The organism is Micromonospora sp. NPDC004704 (assembly GCF_053601675.1).
In genome coordinates this window covers 223,579-240,434 of record NZ_JBSGCD010000001.1, presented here as the reverse complement: position 1 = coordinate 240,434, position 16,856 = coordinate 223,579, and the positions used below count along the sequence as shown (strand labels likewise).

The 16,856-nt window shown below is 70.0% G+C and carries 13 protein-coding genes; 6 read left to right on the top strand and 7 right to left on the bottom strand.

Annotated elements, in window-relative coordinates; translation table 11 throughout:
• Positions 1-253: 253 nt before the first annotated feature.
• Positions 254-2,179, bottom strand: coding sequence for an RNA polymerase sigma factor (locus ACWEFB_RS01080; RefSeq protein WP_452281006.1), 1,926 nt, complete (start codon positions 2,177-2,179; stop codon positions 254-256).
• Positions 2,180-2,310: 131 nt separating this feature from the next.
• On the opposite strand from ACWEFB_RS01080, the gene ACWEFB_RS01075 reads away from it, so the two are divergent.
• Positions 2,311-4,815: a S8 family serine peptidase gene (locus ACWEFB_RS01075; protein WP_452281004.1), complete on the top strand. Its 2,505-nt coding sequence runs from the start codon at positions 2,311-2,313 to the stop codon at positions 4,813-4,815.
• 72 nt (positions 4,816-4,887) lie between these two features.
• Positions 4,888-5,766, top strand: a complete 879-nt coding sequence (locus tag ACWEFB_RS01070) for a hypothetical protein (RefSeq protein ID WP_452281002.1) — start codon at positions 4,888-4,890, stop codon at positions 5,764-5,766.
• A gap of 118 nt (positions 5,767-5,884) precedes the next feature.
• Here ACWEFB_RS01070 and ACWEFB_RS01065 read toward each other — a convergent pair whose 3' ends face one another.
• Positions 5,885-6,346, bottom strand: a complete 462-nt coding sequence (locus ACWEFB_RS01065; protein ID WP_452281000.1) for an ATP-binding protein — start codon at positions 6,344-6,346, stop codon at positions 5,885-5,887.
• A 199-nt stretch (positions 6,347-6,545) separates the two neighbouring features.
• On the opposite strand from ACWEFB_RS01065, the gene ACWEFB_RS01060 reads away from it, so the two are divergent.
• Complete coding sequence (locus ACWEFB_RS01060; protein WP_452280998.1) at positions 6,546-6,974, top strand: hypothetical protein; 429 nt, start codon at positions 6,546-6,548, stop codon at positions 6,972-6,974.
• Positions 6,975-7,188: 214 nt separating this feature from the next.
• Positions 7,189-10,542 carry a CHAT domain-containing protein gene (locus ACWEFB_RS01055; protein WP_452280996.1) on the top strand — a complete coding sequence of 1,118 codons (3,354 nt, stop codon included), beginning with the start codon at positions 7,189-7,191 and terminating at the stop codon, positions 10,540-10,542.
• Between the two features lie 63 nt (positions 10,543-10,605).
• On the opposite strand, the gene ACWEFB_RS01050 is transcribed toward ACWEFB_RS01055, so the two are convergent.
• The gene (locus ACWEFB_RS01050) at positions 10,606-11,106 is read right to left on the bottom strand and encodes a hypothetical protein (protein ID WP_452280994.1); all 501 of its coding nucleotides are present in this window, start codon (positions 11,104-11,106) and stop codon (positions 10,606-10,608) included.
• Complete coding sequence (locus ACWEFB_RS01045; protein ID WP_452280992.1) at positions 11,099-11,245, bottom strand: hypothetical protein; 147 nt, start codon at positions 11,243-11,245, stop codon at positions 11,099-11,101. Before ACWEFB_RS01045 ends, ACWEFB_RS01050 begins: the two co-directional genes overlap by 8 nt.
• 301 nt (positions 11,246-11,546) lie before the next feature.
• On the opposite strand from ACWEFB_RS01045, the gene ACWEFB_RS01040 reads away from it, so the two are divergent.
• Positions 11,547-12,731 (top strand): lactonase family protein, encoded by a 1,185-nt coding sequence (locus tag ACWEFB_RS01040; protein WP_452280990.1) that lies wholly within the window; start codon positions 11,547-11,549, stop codon positions 12,729-12,731.
• 124 nt (positions 12,732-12,855) lie between these two features.
• On the opposite strand, the gene ACWEFB_RS01035 is transcribed toward ACWEFB_RS01040, so the two are convergent.
• Entirely contained in the window at positions 12,856-13,398 is a 543-nt protein-coding gene (locus ACWEFB_RS01035) for a hypothetical protein (RefSeq protein WP_452280988.1), read from the bottom strand.
• Between the two features lie 84 nt (positions 13,399-13,482).
• Between ACWEFB_RS01035 and ACWEFB_RS01030 the strand changes: the two genes are divergently transcribed.
• On the top strand, positions 13,483-14,085 hold the full coding sequence (locus ACWEFB_RS01030) for a CGNR zinc finger domain-containing protein (RefSeq protein ID WP_452280986.1): 603 nt from the start codon (positions 13,483-13,485) through the stop codon (positions 14,083-14,085).
• Between the two features lie 32 nt (positions 14,086-14,117).
• On the opposite strand, the gene ACWEFB_RS01025 is transcribed toward ACWEFB_RS01030, so the two are convergent.
• Positions 14,118-16,424, bottom strand: coding sequence for a low temperature requirement protein A (locus ACWEFB_RS01025; RefSeq protein ID WP_452280984.1), 2,307 nt, complete (start codon positions 16,422-16,424; stop codon positions 14,118-14,120).
• A gap of 142 nt (positions 16,425-16,566) precedes the next feature.
• On the bottom strand, positions 16,567-16,854 hold the full coding sequence (locus ACWEFB_RS01020; protein WP_452280982.1) for a hypothetical protein: 288 nt from the start codon (positions 16,852-16,854) through the stop codon (positions 16,567-16,569).
• Between the last annotated feature and the right edge of the window lie 2 nt (positions 16,855-16,856).

The window sequence follows — 16,856 nt, the reverse complement described above, 5'->3', positions numbered from 1 at the left end:
CTCAACCGTCCTGAGTACCCCGGCGACGCCGCTGCCAAGATCGCACAAATCCCTGGCAACCACTCGCCGCGGTTCGCGCCGTATGCCCCGCTTGCCGTGCCCACCGGGATCGAGGCACTGACGGCAGCGGCTCTTGTCCGGCTCGGCCGGTCGTGACCGTCCAGCGGTCCGTCTCGGTCGGCGCACTACGCCATTCCGCCCGTAACCCTGAGGCCCGGCACGTGCCCGTACGGGCCTGTGGGCGCCGACCCGTTCAGCCCGGCCGGACGCACGGGTCGGTGACCTGGTACGACGGACTCTGTGCCGTACGGCCGTCGGCGGCGGTCACCCTCACCGACCAGGTCAGCGCCGACGCGCGCAGGCCCCCCACGGTCACCTGCGCGGACGATCCGTCCACCGACATGTCCCGACTCGACGTCGCACCTCCGGCGGGCGTCCAACGCACCTTCGCCTCGACGATCGCAGCGCTGCCGGTGGCCCGCACGGCCAGGCTGTAGGTGTCCGAACCGCAGCGCACACGCGCGCTCGCCGTCACCGTGAACGGCATGGCCAACTGCGGTGCGGCGGTCGGCCGGGGCGCGGTTGGCGGCGGAGCGGTCGGCGACGCGGCCGGTGCGCCGGGTGCGCCCGCCGGGGGCGGGCCGGCTGCCGAGCCCGGGTTGGCGGCAGTGCCCGGGGTGGCCGCAGCGCCCGGGTCAGTGGTTGGGCCAGCCTGGTCCGCATCACCGGGAGTAACCGGGCCGGCGGACAAGCCGCCGGCGTCGACCGGTCCGGTCGTCGGTACCAGCCGGCCCACGGGGCCGGTGGTGGTGGCGGTGGGAGCTGGCGCCGCCGGCCCGCCGGCCGATGCGCCGGATGTCGCCGCCACTCCTTCGGGGGCCGGTTGACCGGGCGCCAGGGCCCAGACGCCGGTCACGACGAGGAGCAGAAGCAGCCCGGCGGTCGCGGCCAACCGCCGGCGGCGCCGGTCACGGGTCGCCGCCGCCGATGTCGGACGGACGGGATGCGCCGCCGCACGCGGCACCGCCCCGCTGCTGCCTGCAGCGGGCCCGTCACCCACCTCTGCGGTGGATCCGTCCCCCGACCCTGCGATCGACCCGTCCCCCGACGCTGCGCTCGGCCCGGAAGCCGACCCGCCGTCCGCCGGGCCGGCGGGCTCCGGGGACGCCGACGACGCTGGTGCCGGATCGGCAGACGGCTCGACCTCGGCCCGGCCGCCGGTCGCGTCGTCGCGGGGCACATCAGGTCGGCCGTCAGTCGCACCGTCGCGGGCCACCTCGGCTCGGGCGTCGGTCGCGTCGACCGAGCCGCCGGCCGCATCGTCGCCGGGCCCGTCGGCCCGGCCATCGGTCGCCTCGACCTCGACCTCGACCTCGACCTCGACCTCGACCTCGACCTCGACCTCGACCTCGACCAGTCTTGCCCACACCGTGTCGGCGGCGACGAGGAACACCGGTGCCGTGTACGCGGACAGCAACACCGCCGGGTTGAGTTGCTCGCTCCGGAGCATCCCGCACACGGTGCAGCCGTCGACATGGCGGGAGACCCGCTTGCGCAGGGTCGGGGTGAGCCGGCCCTGCCACCCGTCCAGTACGTCGGCTAGCTCCGGGCAGTCACGCCCACCGCTGCGCGCGACGAGCAGCGCGCCGAGTGCCCGTTCGAGCTGAGATCGAGCCCGGGACAGCCGGGCGTGCGCGTGGTTGACGGGTACCCCGAGTGCCGCACCGATCTCGACGGCGGACAGGTCGTGACGGATCGCCAGGTGGACCACCTCGCGGTCGCCGGGGTTGAGAGCGGCGGCCGCGGTGTGTACGAGGTCGCGTACCTGCTCGGCGTTGACGCCGGTGCCCGGGTCAAGGGTGTCGGCCACCGGCTCACCCGCCTCCTCCAGCGGTGAGGAGCGGGACCGCTCCCGCAACTGCCGGAGGCATTCGGTGCGGACGATCGCGTACAGCCAGGGGCGCAGCCGGTCGGGGTCGCGGAGTTGCCCGATGCGTTGGCTGGCTTTGAGGAACGCGTCGTGGACAACGTCGGAGGCGGTTTCCGGCTCACGCACCATCACCCGGGCGTACGTGTAGAGCCGGTCGGCGTACCGCCGGTACATGCCTTCCAGGCCGGCCCGGTCGCCTCGGCTCATCGCCTCGACGAGCGTCCTGTCGTCCGGTACGGCCGTGTCCATCTGTGTCCCCCACTGCTCGTCAACGGGTCCAGTAGAACGAAGGAAAAGTTTTCCGGGGTCTTTCTGTTGGCATGCCGACCCGCCCGCGCTCCTACCGGTGTCACCGCACCACCGACACCGAGGAGACACTCATGACTTTGACCCGTTCCACCCGCCGACCGGTCACCGGCCCGCGCCGGTTCCTGGTCACCGCCGCGGTGGCGGTACTCGCCGGCGGGCTCGTCACAGGCACCGGGGTGGACGCCGCCGCGGCACCGGCTCCCGACGGCCCGGCCGCCACCCGTGCGGAACCACTGGCATTCCGGGTCGACCAGGGATTGTCCGCACCACGGCTGTCGATCGACCCGGTCGGCCGGCTCGGCACCGACCGGGAGATCGGGATGGTCGCCGGACCGGACGGTTCCCCGGCGGGCCTGGTGCTCGACGAGGTGATGGTGCGGGTGGCCGACCAGGCCGAACTGGACGCCTTCCTCACTCGCTGGGGTGGCCAGGTGCTCGACTCGTTCGCGCCGGACGGGCAGGGGCAGGACCATCTGGTACGGGTGGACGCCGACCGTGCCGACCCGGCGGGACTGGTCGGTGACCTGCTCGCCGCCGAGCCGCGTCAGGCCGGGACGTACCGGGTCGGCGACGAGCGGGCGCTGCGGCTGCTCGCCCTGGCCGCGGCCGAGTGGCGGGCGGGCACCGAGTTGGTTCTCGACTGGCTGGTGGAGCCGTCCGGGATCGTCGACGGCGAGGTGTTCGAGGCTCCCGGCATCGGGAAGAACGTCTTCGACTGGTCGTTCATGCGTGCCGGCGGTGCAATGGACACCGGGGTCGCGCCGGCCTGGCAACTGCTCGAGTCCAAGGGCAAGCTGACCAAGCAGGTCAAGTACCTGGTGCTCGACGGCGGTTTCCAGTCCAACGCCGACTTCCCGAGCAAGGTGTCCCTGCACAAGGCCGAGTGGGGCGCGACCAACACCAACGACTGCACGAACGGCACGCCCTGCCCGTGGCACGGCACCGAGGTGACGCTCGCCGGAATGGGCCGGGTCGACAACGACTACGGCACCGCCGGACCGGCCGGGCCGGTGGTCGAGGAACTGGTCGCCGTCCGCAACGGCATCGACTACTGGACGGTCCTGCGCCGGTTGGAGAAGGCCGCCGAGGCCACCCACCCGGACGTGGTCAACCTCAGCTTCACCCGCGATGTGCACCTCGGCAAGGCGTGGGCCCGTACCTGGACCGACCGGCGGATGGAGCACGTCCGGGACACCGGGGCGCTGATCGTCGCCGCCGCCGGCAACAACGGTACGAACATCGACGCCGACACGCTCTGGGTGCCGTGCGAGAGCACCCATGTCCTCTGTGTGGGCGGTATGAACTCGGACGCGACGGTGTCGGGCGGATCGAATTTCGGCACCAGTGACCTCACCACCTCGGTGGAGATCTACGGCCCGATGTGCGTCCAGGGCCTCGTCGATCCCGGCAAGCCGGCCAACAATGCGACGAAGTCCACCTGCGGCACCAGCGTCGCGGCGCCGTTCGTTGGCGGGGTCGCCGCCCTGGTGATGGCGGCCGACCCGAGCCTGACCGCCGGGGAGGTGCGCGACATTCTCAACAGCACCGCCCACGTCGGCGGGCTCGGTGCGAAGGTGACCGGGAGCCAGCGCCGGATCGACGCCCTGGCCGCCGTCGCCAAGGCCCTGAATGTCACGGTCGGTAAGCCCTCGGTGAGCATCAGCACGCCGAAGACCAAGCAGCAGTTCGGCGTGAACCAGACGGTGGACCTGTGGGGTACGGCCACCGACTTCCTCGGCAAGGAGATTCCGCTCACCTGGACCAGCAGCATCGACGGTGAGCTGGGCGACGACTCGATCACGGTCGTGCCGTCGCTGTCGGCGGGTACCCACGTCATCACGGCGAGCGCCACCGACAGCCTGGGGCGTACCGGGTCGGCGGCGGTCACCATCACGGTGGTGGACAGCCCGACGACGGTGGCCATCATCTCGCCGCCGGCGGGGCTGACGCTCGCCGCCGGCCAGTCGATCAGCCTGGTCGGTACCTCCGTCGACCCCGACGCCTTCGGACCGGTCCCCGACGGGGAGGCGTCCTGGACGGTCCGCCGGGGCAACACGGTGGTGTTCCAGAAGACCGGACACCAGAATCTGCTGCCGGCGGGCACGGTCACTCCGGGGGCGTACACCGTGACGTTCACGGCGGGCGGCGCCAGCGCGCAGCGTGCCTTCACGGTCACGGCCGTGCCGGCCGGGCTGTCCCGGCCGACCGCCACGGTCGTCCAGCCGGCATCGGCGCTGAAGCTGACCACGATCGACGGCGGGCCGAAGTCGGTCGCCCTCGTCGGAGCCGGTACGGACGCCGAGGACGGTGCGGTCGCCGGGACCCGCTACCGGTGGACCGCGTACGGCGACGGCGGTGCCAAGAAGGTGCTGTGCCAGGGCAGTGCGGTGCCCACCGGCGCCCCGCTCGACGACAAGGTCGTGCCGAAGAGCTGCGCGGGCCTCACCGCGGAGCTGGGCCTGCTGAACAGCGGGAGCAGCACCACCACGTGGTCGGTGTGGCTGGAGGTCTTCGACTCGACCGGGCTGGTCGGCGTGGATTCCGTACCGGTCGAGATCCAACAGGTCACGCCCTGACCGCAGGGCCGTTCACCCGCGAACACCAACAACCAGTCAGTTCCAGGAATCGAACGAACCGAGGAGAGAACCATGCGAGAAGGATCGAACCGCAGCCGGTGGGCACGTCGGATGGTCGCCGTGGGTGCGACCGCGCTGAGCGCCGTCACGCTCGGGCAGGTGGCCCTCGTCGGGCCGGTGGCCGCAGTCCCGGGCCTGGTGGTCAGGACAACCTTCGGGCCGAGCAACAGCGTCGCCAAGACGCAGAACGCGGTCTGCCCGGCGGGCACCAGTGTCATCGGCGGCGGCGGCGCGATCACCGGATCGGGCCTCGGTCAGGTCGGCATGGACATCATGCTGCCGCTGGTGGACGCCAACCTCTACTCGGTGACCGGCCGCGAGGACGCGAACGGCGTCCCCGGTAACTGGGCGGTCACCGCCAGCGCGCTCTGCGCCCCGACGCCCAAGGGCCTTCAGGTGGTCACCGGGCACTCCGTGATCGACTCCGTCAACCCGAAGTTCCGGGAGTTGTCCTGCCCGGTGGGCAAGCGCGCGATCGGTGGCGGTGGCGCCGCCCTCGCGCTCGGCTCCGGGGCGAGCGACGTACTCCTGGAGGACGTGCGCATCAACCAGACCAGCGTCACGGTGGCGGGCGTCGAGGCCGGCAACAACTTCGCCGGCAACTGGTCGCTGGACGTCGCCGTCTTCTGCGCCGACCCGTTGGCCGGTGAGCAGCGCATGATCGTCGACAGCGTTCTCAGCTCGGCCGTCAGCCGGTCGGTCACCGCCACCTGCCCGGCGGGCAAGCAGGTGCACGGGGTCGGCGGTGAGATCGTCGGTGGCGAGGGCCAGGTACGCCTGACCGAACTGCGGCCCACCTCGTCGACGACGGTGACCGTACGCGCCGTCGAGGACGAGAACGGCTTCAGCGGCAACTGGAAGGTACGCGCGTACGCCGTCTGCGCGAGCTGACCGTTCATCCGTACTCGTGGTCCCGCGCAGGCTCGTCGGCGCGGGACCACGGCTGCTCCTCCACCCGCACGCCACGGTGCGGGCGATCCGCCGACCACCTCGGTACCCCCGCGACGGCTCAGGTTTGATCCGGCTTCCGGACGATGCGCTTGACCATGCGGAGCACCACCCAGCCGGATCGTTCGTGCACGGTCCGGACGGCGTCGGCCAGAGCGGTGATGATGGGCAGGCCACGTCCTCCCTCGGCACGGGGGTCGGGAAGGTCGGCGTGCAGCTGGACATCGTCGAAGCTGCCGTCGCTGTTACCGACGTCGATGACACACTCATCTTGCCGGACGGAGATGAGCACCTCGATGTCGCCGGGCTGACGGGCGTGCGAGACGGCGTTGGTGCACGCCTCGCTGACCATGAGGCTGAGGTCGGCGCGGTACTGTCCGGTCACGCCGAGCCTGCTCAGCAGAAGGTCGGTGAGGCTACGGGCGTGCGAGGCGGCGTGGATGTCGCCGGAGAGCGTCAGCGCCATGGTCGCCGCCATCTTCCTCGCCGTCCCTTCCAGTCGGTGAAAGCCGGTGGTGATCACCGTGCCCCGAGACCCTGATCGGTCCCTGGCATGTTGGTACCCGGCTCGGTGACCAGGGAAACCGACCGGCTTAGTCCGCCTGTGTTTGGCCCGCGTCTCGGATGACGCCCGCGCTTTCGGTCGCAGGTTGCGCATAGGATCTGACGCGCGTCCATGGTGGACACGGGGCAGGCAACAGTTGGGGGAATCGGTGCGACGGATGGTCGGGTTCGCGGCGCTTGCGCTGGTTGTCCTTGTCGCCTCGGGTTGTGGCGGGGAGTCGGCGGGTAACAGGGAGGCATCGGACATCTCGGCACAGATCTGCACCGAGTTCACCGCGACCAACGATCGCCACCTTGCCAACGAGACGCCCGAGGGGAAGGCGTACTCCGACGCGATGGAGGCGGCCTACGTCGGTGACCGCGTCGCGTACGCCGATCTGCCCCGGCTGCGACGTCTTCACTTCGAGAGCTGGCACCGGGAGATCACGGTCCTGGCGGAGCAGGCAGAGGGTGGTGGGGTCCGCCAGGCGATCGAGGCGTACGCCGACTCGCTGCAGAGCCTGGCCGCGCAGGAGGGCACGAGCGGGGGCGCGAACGCGCTTGTCGACACCAAGGTCGCGGTGGACAAGGCCTGCGGCAGGGGCTGACCAGCACTTCGTGCCCGATCGACCCGGAGCAATTCGCTGCTGCTCGGGCGCCTCACTGCGGGTACTCTTGGCGGTCCCACCCGAGTCCCTTCTTCAAGGCGACGGAGGAATCATGTCCTCTCCGCAAAAGTTGATCAGTTCACTCGGTCGGCGGGTAAGGGCATTTGAAGGCGGTGAGCGGACCGCGGTTCTCGGTGCCGAAGTCGTGGACGAGATGGACGCTCTGCAAAGCGCCGTCTCGGGGGCGGATGGCGGCCTGCCGATGGATGCGGCACAGGTGATCGCACTCGTCTGCCACTACCGTTCCCTGGCGCTGCCCCCGGGCCAGGGAACGGCCGAGCATGAGCTGGCGATGAGCATCTTCGCCCAACTGTTCGACATTCACCCGTCCCTGGTACCGATCGGGCTGCGGCCGCAGCTCGTACTGGGCGACCTTTCGAAGTACATGAGCATGGCGACCACCCTGCTGCAGCGGGGCGTGCGGAGTGAGGTGAGACCGGAGGTGGACGGCGCGGTCGCCCTCTTCGAGGCGATGGTCGCGGCATTGCCGGAAGGCGAGCCGATCCATGCCCTCTGCCTCAACTACCTCGGCGTCGCGTTGCGCACCCTGGCCGAGATGACCGGTGACCGCGATGCCCTCGACCGTTCGATCGACGTCGGACGGGACGCGCTGGACGTACCTGCCGAGGCACTGTCGTCCGCGATGTTCAACCTCAGCGTGAGCCTGCGTACCAGACACGACTGGACCGGGCGGTTCCAGGACCGCGGCGAGGCCATCCTGCTCGCGGAGGGTGCGATCAGGGAACGACGGGACGACAGCGACCTGTCCCGGCTCCTCTCCAACCACAGCGCCCTACTCTGTGCCCGATTCGAGAAGGAACACTCGGCCCGGGACCTGACGAAGGCCGTCGACCTCGGCGAGCAGGCGGTGGCCGCCGTCAACCCCGGTGATGTTTCGCGGCATGTCGTCTTCTCCAACCTCGGATACGTCCTCTGGACGCGATTCAGTCACGAGGGCCGGGTCGCAGACCTGGAGAGGGCGATCAGCCTGGGTAACGACGCGCTGGCCGCCGAGCCTCTCGGCAACTCGTCGCGGGCGATGTACTCATCCCATCTGGGCAACCGGCTGCGCACCCGGTTCGAGATCCGTGGCACGCCCGACGACCTCCACGGGGCGGTCACGCTGGGTCGTGCCGCGGTCGAAGGTGTGGGTCCGGAACATTCCCGGCGCCCCATGTACCTGTCGAATCTGAGCCTCGCGTTGCGCGAACGCTTCGACCGCCACGGCGCGAGAGAGGACATCGACGACGCGGTCCGGACGGCTGCGCGAGCGGTGGCTCTGACCGCCGCCGACAGCCCCGACATGGGCAGACGGCTCAGCAACCTCGCGCTCGCGCATCGTGCCCGGGCCGATCTCCACGCGGAGAATCGCGGGGCAGCGTTCGGTACCGTCGACGGCCCCGCAGAGTCCGACGACCTGAGCGCGGCGCTGACGGCCGCACGTCAGGCGGTGTCCTCGTCGGCAGGACCGGAGTTGGGCAGGCACGGCGCGAACCTGGCCAACATCGCTCTGGTCAGGTTCGGCCGAACCGGGAGCGACGTCGACCTCGAAACCGCCGTGGAGGGCGGCCGGGCCGCCCTCGGCGCAACCCCCGAAGACCACCCTGATCACGGGAACCACCAGTCCGATCTCGGCGTGATCCTGCGGACCCGTTTCGATCGCCACGGTGACGACGAGGATCTCCGCGAGGCTCTGCGGCTCGGCCTGGCGGCTGTCGGCACCACCACCGGGGACCACCCCGACCACGCAGTCCACCAGGCCAATCTCGCGCAGACGAAATGGGTCGGCTTCGGCCGTACCCGGAATCGGTCGGATTTCGTGGACGCGGTCGCTGCCTGGTCCGCCGCCGCCGACTCACCCAACGCGGACTCGCTGGTCAAACTCTCGGCCGCCCGCCAGTGGGCGCGGGCGGTGGCCCAGGTCGACGGGGTTGCGGCCGCCCTCGACGCCTACGCGAAGGCGATCGCGATCCTTCCGTTGCTCGCGTGGCCGGGCCTCGGGCGGCGCGACCAGCTGAAGATGGTGCGGGCGCACGGCTCGGCCCTCGGCCGGGAGGCGTGTGCGAGTGCCATCGCGGCGGGGAGCCTGGACGAGGCGGTCACCCTGCTCGAAGCGGGACGCGGCATCTACTGGTCGCGGCTGCTCGAGCTGCGAGGTGACCTCGGGGAACTCCGGGCCGCCGCACCCGACCTCGCCGACGATCTCCTCGAGTGCCGTGCGGTCCTCGACCGTCCCGCGGCCGCCGAGCGCACGGAATCCCCGCCGGCGGGCAGCGAGTCAACGGCCCGGAGCCGGGACCGCGACGAGCGGATGCGGGCCGCTCTGCGCTTCGAAGACCTGACCTCGCGGGTACGGGGCCTGGCTTCGCTTCCCGGGGCGAGCACCTTCCTGCGTCGACCAACGCTCGCGTCCCTACTGCCGGCCGGCGCGACGGACCGAATAGTGATCGTGAACGTCTGCGAGTGGCGCTGTGACGCGCTGGTTGTCTCCCGACATGGCGTCGAGCTGGTCGCGCTCCCGTCATTGACCTCGGCGGAGGTCACCCGGTCGGCCGACGACTACCTCACCGCGCTGCAACGGTACGCGGCGGACCGCGACCAGCAGGCGCTGGATGCCGCGATCACCGGGACCCTGGCCTGGCTCTGGGACACGATCGCAAAGCCGGTGTTGGATGCCTGCGTCGGCGACCCGCCTGCGCCAACGGCGGAACGGGGCACGGGAACCGGCGATACCGCGTCCGATGTCGGACTGCCCCGGGTGTGGTGGTCCCCCACCGGCGCGCTCACCCTGTTGCCGTTACACGCCGCAGGCCACCACCGCAGTGGCGACGACAGCGTGCTGGACCGGGTCGTCTCCTCCTATGCGCCCACCCTGCGGGCGTCGCACCGTACGTCACGGGCGAGGGGTGCCGACCGTCAGCTACTGGCGGTCTCGCTTCCCCGCACCCCGGGCCGCGGGGAGTTGTCGAGTGCCGAGATCGAGGCGGACTTCCTGCGTGACCTGTTCGACGCCGACGACCTCACCGTCCTCTCGGGCGGGGCAGCGACACGGGCGGCGATCCTGGCCGGTCTCGAGGAGCATCGGTGGTTCCACGCCAGTTGCCACGGCACCCAGGATCTGCGCGAGCCGCTGGCCGGCGGGCTGGTGCCGTACGACTGGCAGGAGAACGGTCGGGTGTCGGTCCCGGACATGAGTACGGGAGATCACGCCGGGGATCTTGCCTTTCTTGCCGCCTGCAAGACGGCCACCGGCGGTGTCGGCCACCTGGACGAGGCGATCACACTGGCGTCGGCCATGCACCACAACGGGTGGCGTCATGTCATCGGGGCCCTCTGGTCGGTCGGTGATGCCGCTTCCGGCGAACTGACCCGTCGTTTCTATCCCTCGCTGGGCGACGGCAACGCCGACGATGCGCCCCGGGCGCTGCACCGGGCGGTTCGCTCCATGCGCGACGACGCGCCCGGGTATCCCAGCAGCTGGATGCCGTTCATCCACGTGGGCGGGTAGGGCCCCTGCTCCGGCGGGGCGCCTCGTCATGACCGGGCGCGCCGGCCGATCCGGCGGCCCGGTCTACACCGTGGCGATGAGCATCTGGCACACCACGATCCCCAGCCCCAGCAGGGCGATCGTCTGCCCGACGAGGCCCCGCCTGATCCATCCCGCCTTCGACGCGTTGCTGCGCCGCAGACTCGAGATGATCTCGATCTGCATCTGTGCCACGTAGTTGCGGGCGTCGGTCTCCTCGTCGGTCGCCCATCGCTCCTTCACCGCGGCGCCGAGACTGCCGACGCTCGGCGCGTGGTAGGTGTGGTTCCAACTCGCGATGATGCCGGAGGCGGCGACGAGCGCCAGCGCGGCGATCGCGACGATCAGGGTGGGCAGCGCCGAGTTCGGAAAGGTCAGGTTGGTGCCGACCCGGAAGAACGCGACAACCGCGGCGAGAAGCGCGACCAGGCTCGACGAGGTGGTGACGAGCGCCGCTCCCCGGTTGTCGAGGTGGACCCGCCGGTCACGCTCGCACTTGAGCTCGCTCTCCACGAACGCGGCGTACGCCTTGCCCTGATCACTCATCGCGTTCCCGGGTCATCACCCACCACCTGTCGTCGGGCGCGGACTTCCGCTCGTCCTCCTTCTCCGACTTGGTGGCCTTGGTGGCCTTGGCGGGAGTCTTCTCGGCGTCGGACTTTTCCTGTGCGTCGTCACGTGGCATCCGGAACCCCGATGAGAGGAGGCGACGCTGCGCGTCGGGTGTGGTTCCAGTATGGCCGCCGTCTGCCAGGAGACTCGGGCGGCGGAACGACGGACCACCGCCGTACCGCCGCGCCGAACCCTCGGGCGGGAACGTGGACGAGCCCGCCGGAGACGCGGAAGCAGTACTCCAGGCACAAGGCGTCGATACAACGCGTTCTTCACCCTTTCGGGGAAGCCGCGCTGAGGGGCCCATAACCCGCTATAGCCTCTAAACGGGAAAAACCTTCCTATTCACGTTTCGAGCGTTAGAGGGATGACTCATGCTCCGAAAGCGGATTCTTGCTGCGGTCGTACTCAGCGCGCTGGCCGGTGGTCTCGCCGCTTCCGCGCCCGCGTACTCCGCCCGCGACGACGGCCCGGCCTGGGACGGCTCGCGCTGGGACGGCGCCGGCCACCACGGGAAAGACGGCGTGGACGGCGCGGTCTTCGTCCAGACGAACAAGCCCCTCGGCAACACGATCCAGGTGTACGACCGTGGCGACGACGGCGTACTCACCATGGCCGGCGAGTACCAGACCGGCGGCCTCGGCGGCGCCACCATCGGCCCGCCGGTCGACGCGCTCGCCTCGCAGGGATCGCTGATCTACTCCGACGGCCGGCTGTTCGCCGTCAACGCCGGCAGCAACACCGTCAGCGTCTTCCTCGTCGACGGCGACAAGCTCGAACTTCTCGACGTGAGCTGGTCGGGCGGCCTCCTGCCGGTCAGCATCGCCGTACACGAGGACCTGGTCTACGTCCTCAACGCCGGCGGCGCCGGCGCCGTCCAGGGGTTCCGGGTGGAGAACGACAAGCTTCACCGCATCGAGGACTCGGCCCGGTCGCTGCACCTGGTCAACGCCAACCCGCCCGCGTTCGGCACCGCGCCCGCCCAGGTCGGCGTCGACCCCGAGGGCCGGTTCGTGCTCGTCACCACCAAGGCCAACAACACGATCGAGGCCTACCGGATCGGGGACAAGGGCAGCCTGTCGAAGGAACCCACCAGCAACCCCGACCCCGGCACACCCTTCGGGTTCACCTTCGACGACGAAGGCAAACTCCTCGTCGCGGAATCGGGCACCAACGCGGTCACCCGCTACCAGGTCAGCGGTGACGGTACCGTCACCCCGATCGGCCCGTCGGTCCCGAACGGGCAGACCGCCACCTGCTGGATCCAGCGGGTTGGTGACTACTTCTACGCCGCCAACGCCGGCAGTTCCACCATCAGCTCCTACACCGTCGACGACAAAGGCGACCTCATCCTGGTCGCCGCGGTCGCCGTCGACACCGGAGGCGGCTCGATCGACATGACCACCGCGGACGGGATCCTCTACGTCCAGAACGCCGCCGCCGGCAACGTCCAGGGCTACAGGGTCAACGACGACGGATCCCTCACCCTGATCACCACCGTCGACGGACTACCCCAGTTCGCCAACGGCACCGGCATGGAGGGCATCGCCGCCTCCTGACCCGCGCACCGAACACCGCGGGCCCCGGTCCACGACCGGGGCCCGTGACGGCTGCCCGAATCTTCCGACAGCACTCGGGACCCGGGTGGTCGGCGTGGATTCCAGCCCCTTGGCAGCGCCTCGATCAAAACGGGTCGCCCAGGGCGTGGCAGACGCTGTCCTGCCGACCGATCGCGATCGCCATCCGACGGGTGCCGTCCGGGTCGAAGGTGATGGTGTGCAGGCCGTCGAGGATGTAGTAGCCACGTCGGTAGTGGTCCCCGGGCCGGAACCCGAAGCCGGCGGGGCCGAGGATGGTGTAGCGGGTCCAGCTTCCGTCCGGCCGGTACTCGGCCGCCCCGGAACCGCCCGCGTCCCGGCGTACCGACTGTCCGGTGTCGACGTTGACGAAGTCGACGAGGAGCGGGCCGGTGAACTCCTCCCGCCGTACGGCGCCTTCCGGGTGGCGGGCGGCGACCCGGACCCGTACGTCCTGGGCGACCACCCGGACACCGAGCGGGAAGGAGCAGTAGCGGCCCGGCTCGCTGGTCCACTCCTCCTGGATCCAGGTGCGCCACGGCTCCGGGTGGTAGCCACCGGCACCGGCAGAAGCAGGCACCCCGGGCGCCACCACCGCGGCAATGGCGAGGAACCCGACCAGAAGCCGCTTGACCGTACGCGAGCCCACGACATCCCCTAACCGGTACTCGGCGATTAACCGGTGTGGAGAGGATTACTGGTTAACGGCGGGGAGTCAAGGCATACTGAGCCCGTGCACTGGATCGAGGTCGAGGGCTACCGGTTGCCCGCCCTGCTCGCCGGGCATCCGGCGCTGGAACTCTGCAACACCCGGGCCGGCTGGGACGAGCCCACGGACCCACGACGGGAGTGGCTGCACGACTTCGACCACCTCGCGGTCTGGGCCGGGCACGCCGGACTGCTCGACCCGACGGTGGTGCCCCGACTGCGCGCGGTCGCCCGGGAACAGCACGTCGCGGCACACGAGGTGCTGACCGAGGTCCGGTCGCTGCGCACCGCGCTGCACGACGTACTGCTCGATCCGGCCGACGGCGCGGCGTTCGATGTGGTCGCCGCCCACGCCCAGCGGGCGGCCGGAGCCGCCGTACTCGAAGCCGACCCGGACGGGGTGGCCCGGTGGGCGCCGCCGCCCGGCATCGGCCCCGCGCTCCCCCTGCTCGCCTGTGCCACCGCCGCCGCCGACCTGTTGACGTCACCGGCCCGCACCCAGGTCCGCGCCTGCCCCGGCGAAGAATGCGGCTGGCTGTTCCTGGACCCCCGCGGGCGACGGCGATGGTGCACGATGGCCGTCTGCGGCAACCGCGCCAAGGTACGCACCTACGCCAGCCGCCGCTAGGTTCCACGCGGCGCCGACCGCGGCCCGGTCCGTCAGGTCCGCACGGTTGGGGCCGGACGGTTGAGATGTCGGTAGGCGAGGACGACGAAGACCAGCACGACGTTGACCGCGCTCGCCACGACGAGGGGCGGCGCGACGAGCAGACCGGGTGCCATGGCCGCCACCGCGAGCAGCGCGGCGAACGCGCGCCACGGTCGGCGGGCGTTGAACACCAGGGTGAGCAGAATCCGCCCGATGAGGTGCAGCGCCACCCCGCCGACGATGACAACCGACCACGCCGTACGGGTCTCGCCGAGTGGTTGCCGGATGAGTAGTGCGTTGCCGACCGCTATGACGACCACTCCCGCGATCATGATCCCCTGGGAGTAGGAGGCGGCAATGGCGGCTCGTGGGGCGTTGGTGTCGACCGCGGTCTCGAGATTCCGCCCGAGCGGAAGGACATAGATCCACAACAGCAGAACAGCGCCCGCGAAGGCGATCGCGAAGGCCAACGTACGCACGTAGTCGAAGCCCGAGGCGCTGTAGCTCAGGCCGCTCACGAGGATCGGGACGCCCAGGGCGACGATGTAGATCTGGCGGTAGCGCTCCGCGATGTGCTCGCCGACCACCCGCAGATGCTTCTCCGGTATGCGGCTGAGCCTGGGTACCGGCCAGCCGAACCAGGAACTGGCGCCGTCCAGGGTGAGGGCAACCGTCCACAGGACCAGTCGGGGCCCGGCGGGCAGGAAGGCACCCACCAGCCACGGCACGGCCGAGACGCTGAACCAGATCAGGACCCGGCCCGAACGTTTCTGGAGCGGGTTGCCCCGCAGGACGGGAAGGATCGCCAGACCTCGGCCGACGTTGATCGCGACGTACGCACCGGCGAACAGGAGACCGTTCTCGGCGAAGGCACGGGGGACGGCAACCGCCATGAGTAGCCCGGCGAACATCACACCGATGATGAGGCGTTGCAGGTAGGGCTCGTCCGGGTTGAACCAGTCGGTGGACCAGGCGGTCGCGACCCAGATCCACCAGATCGCGGCGAAGAGGACCGTGGTCTGCGCGGCATTGGTCAGGCTGAGGTCGTCCAGCAGTCGCTGCGTTATCTGGATCAGGGCGAAGATCAGGGCCAGATCGAAGAAGAGTTCGTGGAAGGAAGCCATCCGGGGGCGGCCACGCCTGTGGAGAAGCCGTTCCTGCAAACTGCCCAGGCGACGTCGTGCGGGTTCCCCGATCCGGGCGCTGAGGACAACGCCGAGCAGCACCGCGTTGACCGCGGCTGCCGCACCCAGTAACGGCAGGGTGACCAGGATCGGCGACATGGCCGCCAGGATCAGCATTCCGGCCGGCGCCCGCCAGACAGGGCGTTGGAATACCACCGAGACGAGCATTGTCCGTCCGGAGAGGTACAGAAACGGCCCGGCTATGAGGGCGGCCGACCACTCGTCCGGGGTGCTTCCCAGCGGCTGTCTGATCAGCACGTCGTCGGCCATCGCGGTGACGACGATTCCGGCGATCATCAGCCCGTGCGCGAAGGAACAGAGCACCGAGATGTAGGGCGGGCGCCGGTTGAGCACCTCCGCGAGGTCGAGTCCGCGCGGCACGAGATAGCTCCACAGCATCAGCGCCGCGTTCACGAAGGCAAGGGCGAAGGCCACCGTACGGACGCCGTCGGGTCGCTGTTGGGCGAGGGTCGTGCCGCCGGCAAGGATGAGTTCCCCGAGCCCGACGATGAAGACCTGCCGGTGGCGCTCGGCGATGTGGTCACCGAGGATCCTCAGGTGCGCGCCGGGGACCCGATCCAGGCCCGGCACCGGCCAGCCGAGCACCACACCCACGTAGTCCACGATCACCGCCGCCGACCACAGAATCAGTCGCGGTGTGGTGGGCAGCAGTGCTCCCGTCACCCAGAGGATCCCGCCCGCACCGAACCAGATGGCGGCCCGTACCGAGCGGATCTGCAGCGGATGGTTGTGCAGGGCCCGGATGATCGCCAGGTGCCGGCCGAGGAGGATCACCACGTACGCACCGGCGAAGACGATGCCGTGGTCGCCGAAGGCCCCGGGGACGGCGGCGGCCACCACCAGCCCGGCAAACATCACCGTTGTGATGATCCACTGCACGTACGGCTCGCCCGGGTCGAACCAGTCCGCCGTCCGGACCGCCGCCACCCAGATCCACCAGACCGCCGCCACGAGGATCAGCGTCCGTACGCTGTTCTCCCAGCCGAATCCGTGCAGCAGTCGCTGCGAGAGCTGCATGAGCGCGAAAATGATGGCCAGATCGAAGAAGAGTTCGAGGAAGGAGACCTCTCGCGGCCCTGGTTTTCGTATGAGCCGCTCTACCCCTGTCTCCACCACAGCTCATCCGTCTCGCCGGTCCTTCCATATTCGTACCATGTGGAAAGACCGGTGCGGACCGTTACCAATCGATGGGCAGACACGGGGATTCAGCGCGAATGATATTCACCATTTCCCGCCGGAGCCCCCGGTGCCCGCGCTACTTCCAGTCGTCGCTGTCGGGAAGCAGGATCAGGAAGAACTCCTCCGCACCGGCCGGGGTGTAGAAAACCAGCAGCTTGGACGGCTCCTCACCTTCCATCAAGCTGAGCCTACCGTCGGTCTCCTTCCCACTGACCTTGACGCTGAACGTCTCGTGTCCACCGTTGACCAGTTCGGTTGTTCCCTCGGAGCTGCGTACGACAAAACCGTTGGCGGCGGTCCAGATCGGGTCACTCTTGTCCAGGAGCGGAAGATCCAGGTTTATGACATTGCCTGCCTTCTCCATGG

Bases quoted from the DNA above. Each gene is read 5' to 3' on its own strand.
- ACWEFB_RS01080 (WP_452281006.1), bottom strand. From the start codon at position 2,179: ATGGACACGGCCGTACCGGACGACAGGACGCTCGTCGAGGCGATGAGC.
- ACWEFB_RS01075 (WP_452281004.1), top strand. From the start codon at position 2,311: ATGACTTTGACCCGTTCCACCCGCCGACCGGTCACCGGCCCGCGCCGG.
- ACWEFB_RS01070 (WP_452281002.1), top strand. From the start codon at position 4,888: ATGCGAGAAGGATCGAACCGCAGCCGGTGGGCACGTCGGATGGTCGCC.
- ACWEFB_RS01060 (WP_452280998.1), top strand. From the start codon at position 6,546: ATGGTCGGGTTCGCGGCGCTTGCGCTGGTTGTCCTTGTCGCCTCGGGT.
- ACWEFB_RS01055 (WP_452280996.1), top strand. From the start codon at position 7,189: ATGGACGCTCTGCAAAGCGCCGTCTCGGGGGCGGATGGCGGCCTGCCG.
- ACWEFB_RS01050 (WP_452280994.1), bottom strand. From the start codon at position 11,106: ATGAGTGATCAGGGCAAGGCGTACGCCGCGTTCGTGGAGAGCGAGCTC.
- ACWEFB_RS01045 (WP_452280992.1), bottom strand. From the start codon at position 11,245: ATGCCACGTGACGACGCACAGGAAAAGTCCGACGCCGAGAAGACTCCC.
- ACWEFB_RS01040 (WP_452280990.1), top strand. From the start codon at position 11,547: ATGCTCCGAAAGCGGATTCTTGCTGCGGTCGTACTCAGCGCGCTGGCC.
- ACWEFB_RS01020 (WP_452280982.1), bottom strand. From the start codon at position 16,854: ATGGAGAAGGCAGGCAATGTCATAAACCTGGATCTTCCGCTCCTGGAC.